Source organism: Pseudomonas paraglycinae (assembly GCF_021601625.1).
Taxonomy (GTDB): Bacteria; Pseudomonadota; Gammaproteobacteria; order Pseudomonadales; family Pseudomonadaceae; genus Aquipseudomonas; species Aquipseudomonas paraglycinae.
The window spans coordinates 50259-67124 of the sequence record NZ_BQHR01000014.1 but is presented as its reverse complement, the minus strand read 5'-3'; the positions used below and the strand labels follow the sequence as shown (position 1 = coordinate 67124).

Here is a 16866-nt window from a genome sequence, read left to right as displayed (position 1 = left end):
CGTTTTTTCACATCAAGTCCCGATGGACTCAGAACAGCTTGCGGCCCTTGTTGGCAGCAATGCGCATGCGTAGCGCGTTGAGCTTGATGAAGCCCGCCGCGTCGGCCTGGTTGTAGGCGCCGCCGTCTTCTTCGAAGGTCGCGATGTTGGCGTCGAACAGCGAATCGTCGGACTTGCGGCCGGTCACGATCACGTTGCCCTTGTACAGCTTCAGGCGCACTACGCCGTTCACGTTGACCTGGGAGGCGTCGATCATCTGTTGCAGCATCAGACGCTCAGGGCTCCACCAGTAACCGGTGTAGATCAGGCTGGCGTACTTCGGCATCAGCTCGTCTTTGAGGTGAGCGACTTCGCGGTCCAGGGTGATCGATTCGATGGCGCGGTGAGCGCGCAGCATGATGGTGCCGCCCGGGGTTTCGTAGCAGCCACGTGACTTCATGCCGACGTAACGGTTCTCGACGATGTCCAGACGGCCGATGCCGTGCTCGCCACCGATCTTGTTCAGCGTCGCCAGCACGGTGGCCGGGGTCATTTCAACGCCGTCCAGCGCAACGATGTCGCCGTTGCGGTAGGTCAGTTCCAGATATTGCGGGGTGTCGGGAGCCTTCTCCGGAGAGACGGTCCAGCGCCACATGTCTTCTTCGTGCTCGGTCCAGGTGTCTTCCAGCACGCCGCCTTCATAGGAGATGTGCAGCAGGTTGGCGTCCATCGAGTACGGGGATTTCTTCTTGCCATGACGCTCGATCGGGATCGCGTGCTTCTCGGCGTAGTCCATCAGCTTCTCGCGGGACAGCAGGTCCCACTCGCGCCAAGGGGCGATCACTTTCACGCCTGGCTTGAGTGCGTAGGCACCCAGTTCGAAACGGACCTGGTCGTTGCCCTTGCCGGTCGCGCCGTGGGAAATGGCGTCGGCGCCGGTTTCGTTGGCGATTTCGATCAGACGCTTGGCGATCAGCGGACGCGCGATGGAAGTACCCAGCAGGTACTCGCCTTCGTAAACGGTGTTGGCACGGAACATCGGGAACACGAAGTCACGCACGAATTCTTCGCGCAGGTCGTCGATGTAGATCTCTTTGACGCCCATGGCCTGCGCCTTGGCGCGAGCCGGCTCGACTTCTTCGCCCTGACCCAGGTCAGCGGTGAAGGTCACGACTTCACAGTTATAAGTATCCTGCAGCCACTTGAGGATCACCGAAGTGTCCAGGCCGCCGGAATACGCCAGAACGACCTTGTTTACGTCCGCCATGCCATCACTCCACGGGGTTCTACGGAAAGCCGAGGAGTCTACCGCTCAAACGCGATAATTTACAGAGGCGCGACAGCTTAAGACGACAAAGCGACAGAATCTGTCGAGAGGGCGACGATGACCTGCAGGTCAGGAAGTCGCCGCAGTGTTGGCAGGCGTGCTGGCCTGAGGTGCCGGAGCAGTCGTCGGTGCCACCCGCGCCAGATGCACGTTGACCCGACGGTTCTTGGCCCGGTTGGCGGCATTGGTGTTCGGCACCAACGGGTAGCGTTCGCCATGGAAACGCACGGTGATCTGCGATTCCTGGATGCCATTGGCCTTGAAGAAGTCGACCACCGCCAGCGCGCGGCGGCGCGACAGTTCGCGATTGGTCAGGCGATTGCCGCTGTTGTCCGAGTGGCCGTCGAGTTCGATGTGATTGACCGTCGGATCAGCCTTCATGTACTCGAGCATCACTTGCAGCTTGGCCTTGGCGGCGGCGTCCAGTTCGATGCCTTCGCCGGGGAAGCCGATCTGCGATTGTTTGACCTGATCGAAATTCTGCGGGAGCAGTTTCGCCACGCAGGTCTGATAGTCATTGAACGCCTTGCTGAACTTGACCGGTAACAGGCGCACTTCCGACACCCGACCATCGCCCGATGCCCGGCGTACCACCGGGCTGCGACCGTCCATCAGCCCGCTGATCAGTTGCCCGGCCTGGGACTGAGAACTGTTGAACAGCACGTTGCCGCTGCCCAGTCGAACCGTGCCCAGATTGATGTCGCCACGTCCCGGCTGCCACGGCGCAGCCGCTGCCAGCAGGGTCGCCGAACCGCCGCCGAGCATGGCGTTGTAGGCGTTCAGGCGGAAGGTCGCCTGCTCGCCGGCCTTGCGCACGAATTGCCCCGAGCCGAAGTCGGTGATCGGCTGCGTCAGGCGGCACTCGAACTTGTCGCCCTCGACCGTCCACTCAATGTTCTCCAGACGGGTCTGGTAGGTCAGTGCCATCGCGGGAAGGCTGGCAAACACACTGAGCAAGGCTAAATATCGCTGGCGCACGGGAGGCTCCATTGGCTTCTACAACAAAAAAGACCGAGACATACATCTTTACGGCATACCTATGGGATATCGGACGCTCGTCGCAAAACTTGATAGCGAGTGCCTGCAAGAGTCTTTTCCGGTAGCATTCGCCTCAGTTTGACCCGCCTGGAATCCCCTCATGTCCGACCGCCTGACCCTGCTGCGTCCCGACGACTGGCACATTCATCTTCGCGATGGTGCCGTGTTGACCAATACCGTTGCGGATGTCGCGCGCACCTTTGGTCGCGCCATCATCATGCCCAACCTGGTACCTCCGGTGCGCAACGCCGCTGAAGCCGACGGCTATCGCCAGCGGATTCTCGCTGCCCGCCCGGCCGGCAGTCGTTTCGAGCCGCTGATGGTGCTGTACCTCACCGACCGCACCCAGCCCGAAGAAATCCGTGAGGCCAAGGCCAGCGGTTTCGTGCACGCCGCCAAGCTGTACCCGGCCGGCGCCACCACCAACTCCGATTCCGGGGTCACCAGCATCGACAAGATTTTCCCGGCGCTGGAAGCCATGGCCGAAGTCGGCATGCCGCTGTTGATCCACGGTGAAGTCACCCGTGGCGACGTCGACGTGTTCGACCGCGAAAAAATCTTCATCGACGAGCACATGCGCCGCGTGGTCGAGCGTTTCCCGACGCTGAAAGTGGTGTTCGAACACATCACCACCGGCGACGCCGTGCAGTTCGTCAACGAGGCTTCGGCCAACGTCGGCGCGACCATCACCGCGCATCACCTGCTCTACAACCGCAACCACATGCTGGTGGGCGGGATCCGGCCGCACTTCTACTGCCTGCCGATCCTCAAGCGTAATACCCATCAGGAAGCTTTGCTCGACGCGGCCACCAGTGGCAGCGCGAAGTTCTTCCTCGGTACCGACTCGGCGCCGCACGCCCAGCACGCCAAGGAAGCCGCCTGCGGCTGCGCCGGCTGCTACACCGCGTACGCCGCCATCGAGCTGTATGCCGAAGCCTTCGAACAGCGCAATGCGCTGGACAAGCTCGAAGCCTTCGCCAGCCTCAACGGCCCACGTTTCTACGGCCTACCGGCGAACACCGATCGCATCACCCTGGTTCGTGACGAATGGACCGCCCCGACCAGCCTGCCTTTCGGCGAGCTGACCGTTATCCCGCTGCGCGCCGGTGAAAAACTGCGCTGGCGCCTGCTGGAGGAACACGCGTGAGTGAAGACCATTTCGACGACGAACTGGACGGTCAAGGTGGCGGCGGTTCGCGCCATCCAATGGCAGCACGTTTTCGCGGCTACCTGCCGGTTGTCGTCGACGTAGAAACCGGTGGTTTCAACTCGGCCACCGACGCTCTGCTGGAGATTGCCGCGACCACCATCGCCATGGATGAAAAGGGTTTCGTCTACCCGGATCACACCTACTTCTTTCGCGTCGAGCCGTTCGAAGGCGCCAACGTTGAAGCGGCGGCGCTGGAGTTCACCGGGATCAAGCTCGATCACCCGTTGCGCATGGCCGTCAGCGAAGAAACAGCGCTGACCGACATCTTCCGTGGCGTGCGCAAGGCCTTGAAGGCCAACGGCTGCAAGCGGGCGATTCTGGTTGGCCACAACAGCAGCTTCGACCTGGGCTTCCTCAACGCCGCCGTCGCGCGGCTGGACATGAAGCGCAACCCGTTCCACCCATTCTCCAGCTTCGACACTGCGACCCTCGCCGGTCTGGCTTACGGTCAAACCGTATTGGCCAAGGCCTGTCAGGCAGCCGACATCGACTTCGATGGCCGTGAAGCGCACTCCGCGCGCTACGACACCGAGAAGACGGCCGAGCTGTTCTGCGGCATCGTCAACCGGTGGAAACAGATGGGCGGTTGGGAAGACTTCGACGACTGATACTCGTCGGGTTTCTTCCATTCATGAAAAAACCGGCCACATGGGCCGGTTTTTTTGTACCTCGACGTTGCGCCTTACAGGGCAGCAGCGTTCTCGGTCAGGTAAGCCGCAACGCCTTCTGGCGAAGCGTTCATGCCTTTGTCGCCTTTTTTCCAGTTGGCAGGGCAGACTTCGCCGTGCTCTTCGTGGAATTGCAGAGCGTCGACCAGACGGATCAGCTCTTCCATGTTACGGCCCAGCGGCAGGTCGTTGACGATCTGCGAGCGGACAACGCCTTTGTCGTCGATCAGGAACGCGCCACGGAAAGCCACGCCGCCTTCGGATTCAACGTCGTAGGCCTTGGCGATGTCGTGCTTCATGTCGGCAGCCATGGTGTATTTCACCTGGCCGATGCCGCCATTGTTGACCGGGGTGTTGCGCCAGGCGTTGTGGGTGAAGTGCGAGTCGATCGACACGGCGATCACTTCTACGTTGCGTGCCTTGAAGTCGGCCATGCGGTTGTCCAGAGCGATCAGCTCGGACGGGCAGACGAAGGTGAAGTCCAGCGGGTAGAAGAACACCAGGCCGTATTTGCCTTTGATGGCCGAGGACAGGGTGAAGCTGTCAACGATCTCGCCATTGCCGAGTACGGCCGGGACGGTGAAGTCAGGGGCTTGTTTGCCTACGAGTACGCTCATTGATATCTCCTGGTGTAGAAACTTGAAGTTCAGGGTTCGGGCCAGCCTGCCACCCTCAGGCGACAGCCCTGTGACACGAACCCCCTTCGCAAGGGCCGACCATCATACACTGCGTTTTTCGACTGTCCTCAAAGGTTTTTCGCGAAATCCCGGCTGGCATCCGGCCATGTACCACCGTTCGTCAGTCACAGGCGTTGGCGATGAAAACCACTGGGAAAGCACTTTGACAATCATTCTCGTTAACATTAAGATCCATCGCAATTGAGTCACAACCAGCGACGGTTCTCACTTATGTATGTTTGCCTCTGCACTGGCGTCACCGACGGACAGATCCGCGAAGCGATCTATGAAGGTTGCTGCAGCTATAAAGAAGTCCGCCAGGCCACCGGCGTAGCCAGCCAATGCGGCAAATGTGCGTGCCTGGCGAAGGAAGTGGTTCGCGAAACCCTGACCAAGCTGCAAACCGCCCAGGCTGCGATCCCCTACCCGGCAGAATTTACCGCCGCATAATTACCCCGATTTCGAAGAACCGGACTTAAGTCCGGTTTTTTTATGCCTGAAAATCAACTGCTTAGCGCCCAGACGCGGAACACAAACATTCTTATTCCGATTAATTTTCATTTATTATTCAATAACTTAGGTTTGACACTTATAAATACCAAGCTCAAACTCTGCCTTATATACCGTTACTTAGGGCAGGACTCCCATCATGAAAGGCGACGTAACAGTCATCCAGCATCTCAACAAGATCCTTGCCAATGAGCTGGTCGCGATCAATCAGTACTTCCTGCATGCACGCATGTATGAAGATTGGGGCCTGAACAAGCTCGGCAAACACGAGTACCACGAATCCATCGACGAGATGAAGCACGCGGACAAGCTGATCAAGCGCATCCTGTTCCTCGAAGGCCTGCCGAACGTGCAGGATCTGGGCAAGCTGCACATCGGCGAGCACACCAAGGAAATGCTGGAGTGCGACCTGCGTATCGAGAAGACCGGCCACGCCGATCTGAAGGCCGCCATCGCCCACTGCGAATCCGTCGGTGACTTCGGCAGCCGCGAACTGCTCGAAGACATCCTCGAATCCGAGGAAGAACACATCGACTGGCTGGAAACCCAACTGGGCCTGATCGATAAAGTCGGTCTTGAGAACTATCTGCAATCGCAGATGGGCGAAGACGAGTAATTAGCCAGCGCTAAACTCGAGACACTAAAAAGCCCCGCCCTCTTTCAAGAGGCGGGGCTTTTTATTGCCCGGATTTCAGACTGGCTGAAACCCGGGCAGAAGCCAATCAGGCTTCGGACTTGGCCGCAGCAGCCTTGGCGGATGCTTCCTTGACCAGAGTCTGCAGCTCACCGTTGGCGAACATTTCAGCCATGATGTCGCTGCCGCCGACCAGTTCACCGCCGACCCACAGTTGCGGGAAAGTCGGCCAGTTGGCGTACTTTGGCAGGTTGGCACGGATTTCCGGGTTCTGCAGGATGTCGACGTAGGCGAACTTCTCGCCACAGCCCATCACAGCCTGCGCAGCTTTCGCGGAGAAGCCACACTGCGGGGCATTCGGCGAGCCTTTCATGTAAAGCAGAATGGTGTTGTTGGCAATCTGCTCTTTAATCGTTTCGATGATATCCATGGAGCACCTCGGCTGAACTTTCCGACTCATGGGTCGGCACGGTGGCGCATTGTAACGGAATCCCGAGCGCGCTGCTCGGTCTCCCCGACAGACATGCTCAAGCCGCCGCCACCGTCACCGGCACGCCATTGAGCGCCGCGTTGCCTGACAGCTCGTCGAGCTGGCATTCATCGGTCAGGTCATTGGCACTGGAGCCCGGCTGACCGCTGGCAATCGCCATCTGCACGCCCGGCCGGGCATGGCCCCATCCATGCGGCAGGCTGACCACGCCCTTCATCATGTCCGCACTGCCCAGCACTTCGACCTCGATCTGCCCGACCCGTGAACTCACGCGCACAAGCTGACCATCACTGAGCCCGCGACTGGCGAGATCGTCCGGGTTCATCAACAGCTGATGACGCGGCTTGCCCTTCACCAGTCGATGGTAATTGTGCATCCACGAATTGTTGCTGCGCACATGACGGCGGCCGATCATCAACAGCTCATCGGCGGCCGGTGCCTGCAAAGCGGCGAAACGCGCGAGGTCAGCGAGGATTTCCGGCGGCGCGGCCTGAACTCGTTGATTGGCGCTCTTCAATCGCGGTGCCAGGTTGGGTTTCAGCGCTCCCAGATCAACGCCGTGAGGATGATCGAACAGCGTCGCCAGCGACAATTTGTGCTCGGATGCATCGCCATACAAACCCATGCGCAACCCCATGTCGATCATCTTCGCCGGCGGCATCGTTGGCTTCAGCTCCTTGCCGGTCATCGCGGCAAAGGCCTTGGCCAGGCCGACGAAAATTTCCCAGTCGTGCAGCGCCCCTTCGGGTTTGGCGAGGATTGCCCGGTTGAACCGGGTGACGTTGCGCACCGCGAACAGGTTGAAGGTGGTGTCGTAGTGATCGTTCTCCAGCGCCGAGGTCGATGGCAGGATCAGGTCGGCATAGCGCGTGGTTTCGTTGATGTACAGATCGACGCTGACCATGAACTCCAGCCCGTCCAGCGCCTGCTCCAGTTGCCGGCCGTTGGGTGTGGACAGGACCGGATTGCCAGCCACGGTAATCAGCGCGCGGATCTGCCCCTCGCCTTCTGTGAGCATTTCTTCGGCCAGCGCCGAGACCGGCAACTCGCCGCCGTACTCAGGACGCCCGGACACGCGGCTCTGCCATTTATTGAAGTGTCCACCCGAAGTCGACGCCACCAGATCCACCGCCGGCTCGGTGCACAAGGCACCGCCGACGCGGTCGAGGTTGCCGGTGACCAGATTGATCAACTGCACGACCCAATGGCACAGCGTGCCGAAGGCTTGAGTGGAAACACCCATCCGACCGTAGCAAACGGCGCTTGGCGCGGCGGCGAAGTCCCGGGCCAACTGGCGGATCTGTTCGGCAGGAACCGCGCACAACGGGCTCATGGCTTCAGCGGTGAACCCCGCCACCGCTGCGCGGACCTCGTCCAGACCGTCCACCGGCAAATGACTGACCGACGTCAGCCCTTCGCTGAACAGCGTGTTGAGCACACCAAACAACAACGCCGCATCGCCACCGGGACGCACGAACAAATGCTGATCGGCCATCGCCGCCGTCTCGCTGCGCCGTGGATCGACCACCACCACTTTGCCGCCTCGGGCCTGGATCGCCTTAAGACGCTTCTCGACATCCGGCACGGTCATGATGCTGCCGTTGGACGCCAGCGGATTACCGCCCAGGATCAGCATGAAATCGGTGTAATCGATATCCGGGATCGGCAGCAGCAGGCCGTGGCCGTACATCAAGTAGCTGGTCAGGTGATGAGGCAGTTGATCGACCGACGTCGCCGAATAGCGGTTGCGGGTTTTCAACAGGCCGAGGAAGTAGTTGCTGTGGGTCATCAACCCATAGTTGTGGACGCTGGGGTTGCCCTGATACACGGCGACCGCGTTCTGCCCATGACGCTCCTGAATCGCCGAGAGTTTTTCGGCGACCAGTTCGAACGCTTCGTCCCACTCGATCGGCAGCCATTCGCTGCCGACCCGGCGCATCGGCTGGCGCAGGCGATCCGGATCGTTCTGGATATCTTGCAGTGCGACGGCCTTGGGGCAGATGTGTCCACGACTGAACGTGTCCAGCGCATCGCCCTTGATCGAGGTGATCTGCACCTGACCGTCGGTTTCGGTGGTTTCGATGGTCAAGCCGCAAATGGCTTCACACAAGTGGCAGGCACGGTGATGGAGAGTCTTGGTCATGGCCAGTCTCTGTCTTGTTCTGGGCAGGCAATCACGCCTGCGGGAACAAAACTATGGCCCGCGACCCGGTGCAGCGCCAGCGACGTTCGTCTTGTGAATCGGCGGCCATCAGGCCCGCCGATAGACGCGTCAGTTCGCCGGAAGCTGGGGCGGTGCGGCCAGCTGGATTTCCTGGATGGTCTCGATCTGCTCGTGGGCGACGTGGACGCCGGTGAGTTCGCCGATCAGTCGCCAATGCTCGTCGAGCCCGGCGCTGATGGTCGCCATGCGGTCGATCATCTGCCGGCTGGCGGCCTTGACCACGTCGTCATCGCTGCGCAGCAGTTCGAAGGACATCGAGGTCATCGAGGCGGTAAGGTGGGTCAATGAGCGTGCCGTGTGGCCCAGCAGTTCCATTAACAGTTTTTCTTTCGATTCCATGCGGAGGCTTCCTGCGTCGCTCGTGATTTATTTATAACCCAGCACTTTGCTTTAGCAAATGTTTCAACCTGCGCATCCGACCAAGCGAACCAGTGGCTCATCGGTCGCAAACCGACCAGGGCTGTGCCATCCCCGCCGCGCCGGATTGCCAAGCCCGGTGGGGCCAGTGTACAAATGCCTCGCTGCCCTCTCGAAAACTGACCGGAAATCACAGTGTTCGCACTGTTCTCACCCCGGCACATTTCTGCAAAACCCGTAGCCTATTGGAAAAACGCGACATTTAGTGTCAATATCGCGCCTTCCCCTATTTCGTCGCCCCCGTGCGGCTTACGCCGCAGGTCTCGCCCGTTGTTCCGATAAACAAGGCTTTGAGCATCTGCGGTTTGTAGCAAAAAGGTAGTCAATGATGAGCGCAAGGCACTTTCTCTCCCTGATGGATTGCACGCCCGAAGAGCTGGTCAGCGTGATCCGTCGAGGCGTTGAGCTCAAGGACCTGCGTAACCGCGGCGTACTGTTCGAGCCTCTGAAAAACCGCGTCCTGGGGATGATCTTCGAGAAATCCTCGACCCGTACCCGGATCTCCTTCGAGGCCGGCATGATCCAGCTCGGTGGCCAGGCGATCTTCCTGTCGCCGCGCGACACCCAGCTGGGCCGTGGCGAGCCGATCGGCGACTGCGCCATCGTCATGTCGAGCATGCTCGACGCAGTGATGATCCGTACCTTTGCCCACAGCACCCTGACCGAATTCGCCGCCAACTCCCGCGTGCCAGTGATCAACGGCCTGTCCGATGACCTGCATCCGTGCCAGTTGCTGGCCGACATGCAGACCTTCCTCGAACACCGCGGCTCGATCCAGGGCAAGACCGTGGCCTGGATCGGCGACGGCAACAACATGTGCAACAGCTATATAGAAGCGGCGATCCAGTTCGACTTCCAGTTGCGCGTGGCCTGCCCGGAAGGCTATGAACCAAACCCTGAGTTCGTGGCCAAGGCCGGTGATCGCGTAACCATCGTCCGCGATCCGAAAGACGCCGTGCGCGGCGCGCATCTGGTGAGCACCGACGTCTGGACCTCCATGGGCCAGGAAGAGGAAACCGCCAAGCGCCTCAAACTGTTCGCGCCGTTTCAGGTCAACCGCGCCCTGCTCGACCTGGCTGCCGATGACGTGCTATTCATGCACTGCCTGCCCGCTCACCGCGGTGAGGAAATCAGCCTCGACCTGCTCGATGATCCGCGCTCCGTCGCCTGGGATCAGGCAGAAAACCGTCTCCACGCACAGAAGGCCCTGCTCGAGTTCCTCGTCGAACCGGCATATCACCACGCATGAGTCATGAATTACTGCTGAACCTGCGCAACCTCGCTTGCGGCTATCAAGATCAACGCGTGGTGCAGAACCTCAATCTGCACCTCAACGCCGGCGACATCGGTTGCCTGCTCGGCTCCTCGGGCTGCGGCAAGACCACCACACTGCGTGCGATTGCCGGTTTCGAACCGGTGCACGAAGGGGAAATTTCTCTCGGCGGTGAGGTCATCTCCAGCGCCGGTTTTACCCTCGCCCCGGAAAAACGCCGGATCGGCATGGTGTTCCAGGACTACGCGCTGTTCCCGCACCTGAGTGTCGCGGACAACATCGCCTTCGGAATCCGCAAGCACCCGAACAAGGAGCGCGTCACCGAAGAGCTGCTGGAACTGGTCAACCTGAAGAACCTCGGCAAGCGCTTCCCCCACGAACTGTCCGGCGGCCAGCAGCAACGTGTCGCCCTCGCCCGCGCCCTGGCGCCGGAGCCGCAACTGTTGCTGCTCGACGAGCCGTTCTCCAACCTCGATGGCGAGTTGCGCCGCAAGCTCAGCCATGAAGTGCGCGACATCCTCAAGGCCCGTGGCACCAGCGCGATTCTGGTGACCCACGATCAGGAAGAAGCCTTCGCCGTCAGCGACCACGTCGGCGTGTTCAAGGAAGGCCGGCTGGAGCAGTGGGACACGCCGTACAACCTCTATCACGAGCCGGCGACGCCGTTTGTGGCCAGCTTCATCGGTCAGGGTTACTTCATTCGCGGCCAATTGGGCAGCCCGGAATCGGTGCAGACCGAACTCGGTGAACTGCGCGGCAATCGCGCCTACACCTGGCCGATCGGTGGTGCGGTGGATGTGCTGCTGCGTCCGGACGACATCGTTTACGCGCCGGACAGTGGATTGAAAGCGCGGATCGTCGGCAAGACCTTCCTCGGCGCCTCGACCCTGTATCGCCTGCAACTGCCGACCGGCGCACAGCTGGAATCGATCTTCCCGAGCCATGCCGACCATCAGGTGGGTGCGGATGTCGGGATTCGGGTGGCGGCGGAACATCTGGTGCTGTTCCAGGCCTCCGGCAGCACGGCAGCGCAGATTCCGGCGCTGGAAAACGGCGTTCGCCGTTACAGCACTGCGCACTGATCTTCACACAAACAACGAGGGAGCCTGATGGCTCCCTTGTTTTTTGGCTTCAGCCCAGCATCAATGTGCCGCTGGCCACCAGCGTCGCATTCCCGCCGATCTTCACCCGCTCGCCTTCCAGCCGACAGAACAGTTCACCACCCCGCGCCGAACGCTGGCATGCAGTGAGGCTGGATTTGCCCAGACGTTTCGACCAGTACGGAATCAGGCTGCAATGTGTCGAGCCGGTGACCGGGTCTTCATTGATGCCGATGGCCGGGGCGAAATAGCGCGAGACAAAATCATGCTGATTGCCCCGGGCGGTGACGATCGCACCCAGCCAAGGCAGCTTGGCGAGGGCGACCATGTCCGGCTGGCAATCAAGCACCGCCTGCTCGGACTCCAGCACCACGAACAGCTCGTTGGAACTCAGAACATCCACCGCCTGAACATTCAGCGCCCGTTCGATCTCCACGGTGACGCCTTTCTCCACCGCTTCGATGGCCGGGAAATCCAGCCACAACCTGCCACCCTCGCGGCTGACGCTCAACGGCCCGGACTTGCAGGTGAAGTCCAGACGCTCGGCGCTTTCCTTATAGATCTCGAACAGTACATAGGCGCTGGCCAGGGTCGCGTGACCACATAGCGGCACCTCGGTGGTCGGCGTGAACCAGCGGATGTGCCACGCCTGCCCTTCGCGCACCAGAAACGCGGTTTCCGCCAGATTGTGCTCGGCGGCGATCTTCTGCATCAGTTCGTCCGCGAGCCACGCGTCGAGCCGATAGACCATTGCCGGATTGCCACTGAACGGTCGATCACTGAACGCGTCGACCTGATGAAACTCGAGCTGCATAACCTTCTCCCTGTGTCAGTCGAACGAGCATGCAGCGCCGGCCGGATCAGCGCCAGTGACAGTGCCGGCCAATTTTCTTCATACAGACTTCAAGGGCGACCGATGTCGGCAAATTTCGCCTGAGTGTGTTCCGCCAATACCGCCGGCGCCAGTTCCACTTCCAGCCCGCGCCGACCGGCGCTGACATAAATGGTCGCAAAAGGTTGGGCCGAGTTATCGATGAAGGTACGCAGGCGTTTTTTCTGCCCCAGCGGGCTGATGCCGCCCAGCAGGTAACCAGTGGAACGCTGCGCGGCGGCCGGGTCGGCCATCTCGACTTTTTTCACGCCGGCGGCATGGGCAAGCCCCTTGAGGTCGAGACTTCCGACGACCGGCACCACCGCCACCAGCAACTCACCCTTCTCACTCGCCGCGAGCAGCGTCTTGAACACCTGCGCCGGATCGAGCCCCAGTTTCTCCGCGGCCTCCAGGCCATACGACGCGGCCTTCGGGTCATGTTCGTAACTGTGCACGCGATGTTCGGCACGAACTTTTTTCAACAAGTCCAACGCAGGGGTCATGGCAGCTCCGGGCTCGGCAGTGGCAAAAAAACCTGCGGCGGATTTTAGGCCATCGCTGTGCAAAAGGCTCTACCACGCGCCACGTTTCCCGGGGTTTGCAGGCCGATAACAATCGTGCGAGACGGGTGACCCGCAGGATCATTCACGTGACTGATAGTTTATTTGTGACTGACGGTTCACTTTCGACCTTTGACAGGTTTGTTTCTTGTCTATATTTTTTCGAATCTGAATAATGTAAGAATTATCGTCATCGCAGCACCCAGCAGTAAACCGGGAACAGGATGGGGATCCTGCCTCGGCGAAAATCGCGCCTTGCCCTGTCGGCAACGCGCCAGACAACAACAAAAACCGAGGTTTTCAATGACAACTGCGTTACAGCAACCTTCGCTCTCGAGCCAATGCCTGGCCGAGTTTCTGGGTACTGCACTCCTGATCTTTTTCGGTACGGGTTGTGTCGCCGCGCTCAAGGTCGCGGGCGCCAGCTTCGGTCTGTGGGAAATCAGCATCATCTGGGGCGTCGGCGTCAGCATGGCGATCTACCTCACCGCCGGCGTTTCCGGCGCGCACCTGAACCCTGCCGTCAGTATTGCCCTGAGCATTTTCGCCGACTTCGAAAAGCGAAAACTGCCGTTCTACATTCTGGCCCAGGTCGCCGGCGCCTTTTGCGGCGCTCTGTTGGTTTACACGCTGTACAGCAACCTGTTCTTCGATTTCGAACAGACTCACCACATGGTTCGTGGCACTGAAGCCAGCCTCGAACTGGCGTCGGTGTTCTCCACCTTCCCGAACCCTGCGCTGTCGACTGCCCAGGCGTTCCTGGTCGAGGTGATCATCACCGCGATCCTGATGGGCGTGATCATGTCCCTGACCGACGACAACAACGGCCTGCCGAAAGGCCCGCTGGCGCCGCTGCTGATCGGTCTGCTGATTGCCGTGATCGGCAGTTCGATGGGCCCGCTGACCGGTTTCGCGATGAACCCGGCCCGGGACTTCGGTCCGAAACTGATGACTTTCTTCGCCGGCTGGGGTGAAATTTCCTTCACCGGCGCACGTGAAATCCCGTACTTCCTGATTCCGATTTTTGCACCGATTGTCGGTGCCTGCCTCGGCGCTGCCGGGTATCGCGGGCTGATTGCCCGTCACCTGACCGGCGCCACACCTGCTACAAAGGATGCAGAACCGGCCATTGACGGCAAACCAAGAACTTCTTGAAACAGTCGGCGCGGGCTCCTGCCCTTTAGAGCCCGCGCCACGGCCCACTCTCCCTTATTTCGTCCAAGGCAATCGACATGACCGACATTCAGAATAAGAACTACATCATTGCCCTCGATCAGGGTACGACCAGCTCCCGCGCGATCATTTTCGACCGCGACGCGAACGTGGTCTGCACCGCACAACGCGAATTCGCCCAGCATTACCCGCAAGCCGGTTGGGTCGAACACGATCCGATGGAAATCTTCGCCACCCAGAGCGCGGTAATGGTCGAAGCGTTGGCCCAGGCCGGTCTGCATCACGATCAGGTCGCTGCCATCGGCATCACCAACCAGCGTGAAACCACCGTGGTCTGGGACAAGACCACCGGCCGCCCGGTGTACAACGCGATCGTCTGGCAATGCCGCCGCAGCACCGAGATCTGCCAGCAGCTCAAGCGCGACGGTCATGAAGACTACATCCGCGACACCACAGGTCTGGTCACCGACCCGTACTTCTCCGGCACCAAACTGAAGTGGATCCTCGACAACGTCGAAGGCAGCCGCGAGCGCGCGCGCAACGGCGAACTGCTGTTCGGCACTGTCGACAGCTGGCTGATCTGGAAATTTACCGGCGGCAAGGTCCACGTCACCGACTACACCAACGCCTCGCGCACCATGCTCTTCAACATCCACACGCTGGAGTGGGACGCGAAGATGCTGGAGATCCTCGACATCCCGCGCGAGATGCTGCCGGAAGTCAAAGCCTCCTCGGAAATCTACGGTCGCACCAAAAGCGGCATCGCCATCGGCGGTATCGCCGGCGACCAGCAGGCCGCGCTGTTCGGCCAGATGTGCGTCGAGCCGGGCCAGGCGAAAAACACCTACGGCACCGGTTGCTTCCTGCTGATGAACACCGGCGACAAAGCGGTGAAATCCCAGCACGGCATGCTGACCACCATCGCTTGCGGCCCACGCGGCGAAGTGGCTTACGCACTGGAAGGCGCTGTGTTCAACGGCGGTTCGACCGTGCAGTGGCTGCGCGATGAACTGAAAATCGTCAACGACGCCCACGACACCGAATACTTCGCCAATAAAGTGAAGGACAGCAACGGCGTCTATCTGGTGCCAGCCTTCACCGGCCTCGGCGCTCCCTACTGGGACCCGTATGCCCGTGGCGCCCTGTTCGGCCTGACCCGTGGCGTGCGTGTGGATCACATCATCCGCGCCGCACTGGAATCGATCGCCTACCAGACCCGCGACGTCCTCGACGCCATGCAACAGGACTCCGGCGAACGCCTCAAGGCCCTGCGCGTGGATGGCGGCGCAGTAGCGAACAACTTCCTCATGCAGTTCCAGGCCGACATCCTCGGCACCCAGGTCGAGCGTCCGAAAATGCGCGAAACCACGGCGCTGGGCGCCGCTTATCTGGCCGGTCTGGCGTGCGGTTTCTGGGGCAGCCTGGAAGAACTGCGCGGCAAGGCCGTGATCGAGCGCGAGTTCGAACCGAGCCTGGACGAAGCGGCAAAAGAGAAACTGTATAAAGGCTGGAAAAAAGCCGTCAGCCGCACCCGCGACTGGGAACGTGAAGACGCTGAATAAGCCAAGCTGAGTACTCGTAACCTGTTGTAACTGGTAGGGAGCGGATTCCTGCGGCATCATGGGCAAATTTTGCACGGCAGCCCAAAGGAAGCCCCATGAATCTGCCTCCCCGTCAGCAGCAAATCCTCGAACTGGTCCGCGAACGCGGCTATGTGAGCATCGAGGAAATGGCCACGCTGTTCGTTGTTACCCCGCAAACCATCCGCCGCGATATCAATCAACTGGCGGAAGCCAATCTGCTGCGTCGCTACCACGGCGGCGCCGCCTATGATTCCAGCGTCGAAAACACCGCCTACGCGATGCGCGCCGATCAGATGCGCGATGAAAAGCAACGCATCGGCGAAGCCATCGCCGCACAGATTCCCGATCACGCCTCGCTGTTCATCAATATCGGTACGACGACCGAATCGATTGCTCGCGCCCTGCTCAATCACAGCCACCTGAAGATCATCACCAACAACCTGCACGTCGCCTCGATGCTCAGCGCCAAGGATGATTTCGATGTGCTGCTGACTGGCGGCAACGTGCGTCGCGACGGCGGTGTGGTGGGTCAGGCAAGCGTGGACTTCATCAACCAGTTCAAGGTCGACTTTGCGCTGGTGGGCATCAGCGGTATCGACGAAGACGGCAGCCTGCTCGACTTCGATTACCAGGAAGTGCGGGTGTCCCAGGCGATCATCGCCAATGCCCGACAGGTGATTCTGGCGGCGGACTCCAGCAAGTTCGGACGAAACGCGATGATCCGCCTCGGCCCGATCAGTCTGATCGATTGCCTGGTGACCGATCAGCAGCCGGTGCCAGCCCTGGCGCAACTGCTGAGCCAGCACAAGATTCGTCTGGAAGTCGTTTAACCCCCCTCCCGCATATAACTCCCTCCCGGTGAGTTCTCGTTCCCACGCTCTGCGTGGGAATGCCGCCGGGGACGCTCTGCGTCCCATTCAGAAGCCGACGCAGAGCGTCAATGTATGCACTCCCACGCAGAGCGTGGGAACGATCAGTCCGCTCTGCGTGCAACGATCAGTGCTCTAACGCGCATCTTATGTTCGAAAATTTTCTTTTACCCGTCCTTCGATGAGTTTTTTCAATCGAAGTCGACTGGCTGCGCGCGTCTTTATGGGCTACCATTTTCGCAAATGAACATTCATGTTCGATT

Annotated in this window: 17 protein-coding genes; 9 read left to right on the top strand and 8 right to left on the bottom strand. The window is 60.3% G+C overall.

Going from position 1 to position 16866, the window contains the following annotated elements:
- Window positions 1–28 precede the first annotated feature (28 nt).
- On the bottom strand, window positions 29–1246 hold the full coding sequence (locus L6D82_RS20695; RefSeq protein ID WP_007953201.1) for an argininosuccinate synthase: 1218 nt from the start codon (window positions 1244–1246) through the stop codon (window positions 29–31).
- Between the two features lie 129 nt (window positions 1247–1375).
- Entirely contained in the window at window positions 1376–2284 is a 909-nt protein-coding gene (locus L6D82_RS20690) for a flagellar protein MotY (RefSeq protein ID WP_007953200.1), read from the bottom strand.
- A 160-nt stretch (window positions 2285–2444) separates the two neighbouring features.
- Between L6D82_RS20690 and pyrC the strand changes: the two genes are divergently transcribed.
- Complete coding sequence (gene pyrC, locus L6D82_RS20685; protein ID WP_039765844.1) at window positions 2445–3491, top strand: dihydroorotase; 1047 nt, start codon at window positions 2445–2447, stop codon at window positions 3489–3491.
- Window positions 3488–4162: a ribonuclease T gene (gene rnt, locus L6D82_RS20680; protein ID WP_007953196.1), complete on the top strand. Its 675-nt coding sequence runs from the start codon at window positions 3488–3490 to the stop codon at window positions 4160–4162. The genes pyrC and rnt overlap by 4 nt, the downstream gene beginning before the upstream one ends.
- 74 nt (window positions 4163–4236) lie before the next feature.
- Here the strand turns inward: rnt and L6D82_RS20675 are convergent, their stop codons facing one another.
- Window positions 4237–4839 carry a peroxiredoxin gene (locus L6D82_RS20675; protein WP_007953195.1) on the bottom strand — a complete coding sequence of 201 codons (603 nt, stop codon included), beginning with the start codon at window positions 4837–4839 and terminating at the stop codon, window positions 4237–4239.
- A gap of 291 nt (window positions 4840–5130) precedes the next feature.
- Here L6D82_RS20675 and L6D82_RS20670 point away from each other — a divergent pair, with 291 nt between their 5' ends.
- Both L6D82_RS20670 and bfr read left to right on the top strand, forming a co-directional pair.
- Window positions 5131–5349, top strand: a complete 219-nt coding sequence (locus tag L6D82_RS20670; RefSeq protein ID WP_007953193.1) for a bacterioferritin-associated ferredoxin — start codon at window positions 5131–5133, stop codon at window positions 5347–5349.
- A gap of 199 nt (window positions 5350–5548) precedes the next feature.
- Window positions 5549–6025: a bacterioferritin gene (gene bfr, locus L6D82_RS20665; protein WP_011335740.1), complete on the top strand. Its 477-nt coding sequence runs from the start codon at window positions 5549–5551 to the stop codon at window positions 6023–6025.
- Window positions 6026–6131: 106 nt separating this feature from the next.
- On the opposite strand, the gene grxD is transcribed toward bfr, so the two are convergent.
- The 3 genes from grxD to L6D82_RS20650 all read right to left on the bottom strand — a co-directional run bounded on the left by grxD (window position 6132) and on the right by L6D82_RS20650 (window position 9096).
- Entirely contained in the window at window positions 6132–6473 is a 342-nt protein-coding gene (gene grxD / locus L6D82_RS20660; RefSeq protein WP_003227729.1) for a Grx4 family monothiol glutaredoxin, read from the bottom strand.
- A 97-nt stretch (window positions 6474–6570) separates the two neighbouring features.
- Complete coding sequence (locus L6D82_RS20655; protein WP_102687202.1) at window positions 6571–8676, bottom strand: molybdopterin oxidoreductase family protein; 2106 nt, start codon at window positions 8674–8676, stop codon at window positions 6571–6573.
- A 129-nt stretch (window positions 8677–8805) separates the two neighbouring features.
- Window positions 8806–9096: a hypothetical protein gene (locus L6D82_RS20650; protein WP_007953190.1), complete on the bottom strand. Its 291-nt coding sequence runs from the start codon at window positions 9094–9096 to the stop codon at window positions 8806–8808.
- A gap of 406 nt (window positions 9097–9502) precedes the next feature.
- On the opposite strand from L6D82_RS20650, the gene argF reads away from it, so the two are divergent.
- Together argF and L6D82_RS20640 are read left to right on the top strand one after the other, a co-directional pair.
- A complete protein-coding gene (gene argF, locus L6D82_RS20645) occupies window positions 9503–10423 on the top strand; it encodes an ornithine carbamoyltransferase (RefSeq protein ID WP_039765834.1) in 921 nt (306 codons plus the stop codon).
- Window positions 10420–11529, top strand: a complete 1110-nt coding sequence (locus L6D82_RS20640) for an ABC transporter ATP-binding protein (RefSeq protein WP_102687201.1) — start codon at window positions 10420–10422, stop codon at window positions 11527–11529. Before argF ends, L6D82_RS20640 begins: the two co-directional genes overlap by 4 nt.
- A 49-nt stretch (window positions 11530–11578) precedes the next feature.
- On the opposite strand, the gene L6D82_RS20635 is transcribed toward L6D82_RS20640, so the two are convergent.
- Complete coding sequence (locus L6D82_RS20635) at window positions 11579–12361, bottom strand: PhzF family phenazine biosynthesis protein (protein ID WP_102687200.1); 783 nt, start codon at window positions 12359–12361, stop codon at window positions 11579–11581.
- Between the two features lie 89 nt (window positions 12362–12450).
- Window positions 12451–12921, bottom strand: coding sequence for a Cys-tRNA(Pro) deacylase (gene ybaK / locus L6D82_RS20630; protein ID WP_007953184.1), 471 nt, complete (start codon window positions 12919–12921; stop codon window positions 12451–12453).
- Window positions 12922–13281: 360 nt separating this feature from the next.
- On the opposite strand from ybaK, the gene L6D82_RS20625 reads away from it, so the two are divergent.
- From L6D82_RS20625 to L6D82_RS20615, 3 genes are all read left to right on the top strand, one after another.
- Window positions 13282–14133, top strand: a complete 852-nt coding sequence (locus L6D82_RS20625; protein ID WP_007953183.1) for an MIP/aquaporin family protein — start codon at window positions 13282–13284, stop codon at window positions 14131–14133.
- A gap of 77 nt (window positions 14134–14210) precedes the next feature.
- The gene (gene glpK, locus L6D82_RS20620; RefSeq protein WP_039765827.1) at window positions 14211–15713 is read left to right on the top strand and encodes a glycerol kinase GlpK; all 1503 of its coding nucleotides are present in this window, start codon (window positions 14211–14213) and stop codon (window positions 15711–15713) included.
- Window positions 15714–15808: 95 nt separating this feature from the next.
- Window positions 15809–16564, top strand: a complete 756-nt coding sequence (locus L6D82_RS20615) for a DeoR/GlpR family transcriptional regulator (RefSeq protein ID WP_007953179.1) — start codon at window positions 15809–15811, stop codon at window positions 16562–16564.
- The last annotated feature ends 302 nt before the right edge of the window (window positions 16565–16866 follow it).

Coding starts and splice junctions, on each gene's coding strand:
- L6D82_RS20695 (WP_007953201.1), bottom strand. CDS start 1,246: ATGGCGGACGTAAACAAGGTCGTTCTGGCGTATTCCGGCGGCCTGGAC.
- pyrC (WP_039765844.1), top strand. CDS start 2,445: ATGTCCGACCGCCTGACCCTGCTGCGTCCCGACGACTGGCACATTCAT.
- L6D82_RS20675 (WP_007953195.1), bottom strand. CDS start 4,839: ATGAGCGTACTCGTAGGCAAACAAGCCCCTGACTTCACCGTCCCGGCC.
- L6D82_RS20670 (WP_007953193.1), top strand. CDS start 5,131: ATGTATGTTTGCCTCTGCACTGGCGTCACCGACGGACAGATCCGCGAA.
- bfr (WP_011335740.1), top strand. CDS start 5,549: ATGAAAGGCGACGTAACAGTCATCCAGCATCTCAACAAGATCCTTGCC.
- grxD (WP_003227729.1), bottom strand. CDS start 6,473: ATGGATATCATCGAAACGATTAAAGAGCAGATTGCCAACAACACCATT.
- L6D82_RS20655 (WP_102687202.1), bottom strand. CDS start 8,676: ATGACCAAGACTCTCCATCACCGTGCCTGCCACTTGTGTGAAGCCATT.
- L6D82_RS20650 (WP_007953190.1), bottom strand. CDS start 9,096: ATGGAATCGAAAGAAAAACTGTTAATGGAACTGCTGGGCCACACGGCA.
- argF (WP_039765834.1), top strand. CDS start 9,503: ATGAGCGCAAGGCACTTTCTCTCCCTGATGGATTGCACGCCCGAAGAG.
- L6D82_RS20640 (WP_102687201.1), top strand. CDS start 10,420: ATGAGTCATGAATTACTGCTGAACCTGCGCAACCTCGCTTGCGGCTAT.
- L6D82_RS20635 (WP_102687200.1), bottom strand. CDS start 12,361: ATGCAGCTCGAGTTTCATCAGGTCGACGCGTTCAGTGATCGACCGTTC.
- ybaK (WP_007953184.1), bottom strand. CDS start 12,921: ATGACCCCTGCGTTGGACTTGTTGAAAAAAGTTCGTGCCGAACATCGC.
- L6D82_RS20625 (WP_007953183.1), top strand. CDS start 13,282: ATGACAACTGCGTTACAGCAACCTTCGCTCTCGAGCCAATGCCTGGCC.
- glpK (WP_039765827.1), top strand. CDS start 14,211: ATGACCGACATTCAGAATAAGAACTACATCATTGCCCTCGATCAGGGT.
- L6D82_RS20615 (WP_007953179.1), top strand. CDS start 15,809: ATGAATCTGCCTCCCCGTCAGCAGCAAATCCTCGAACTGGTCCGCGAA.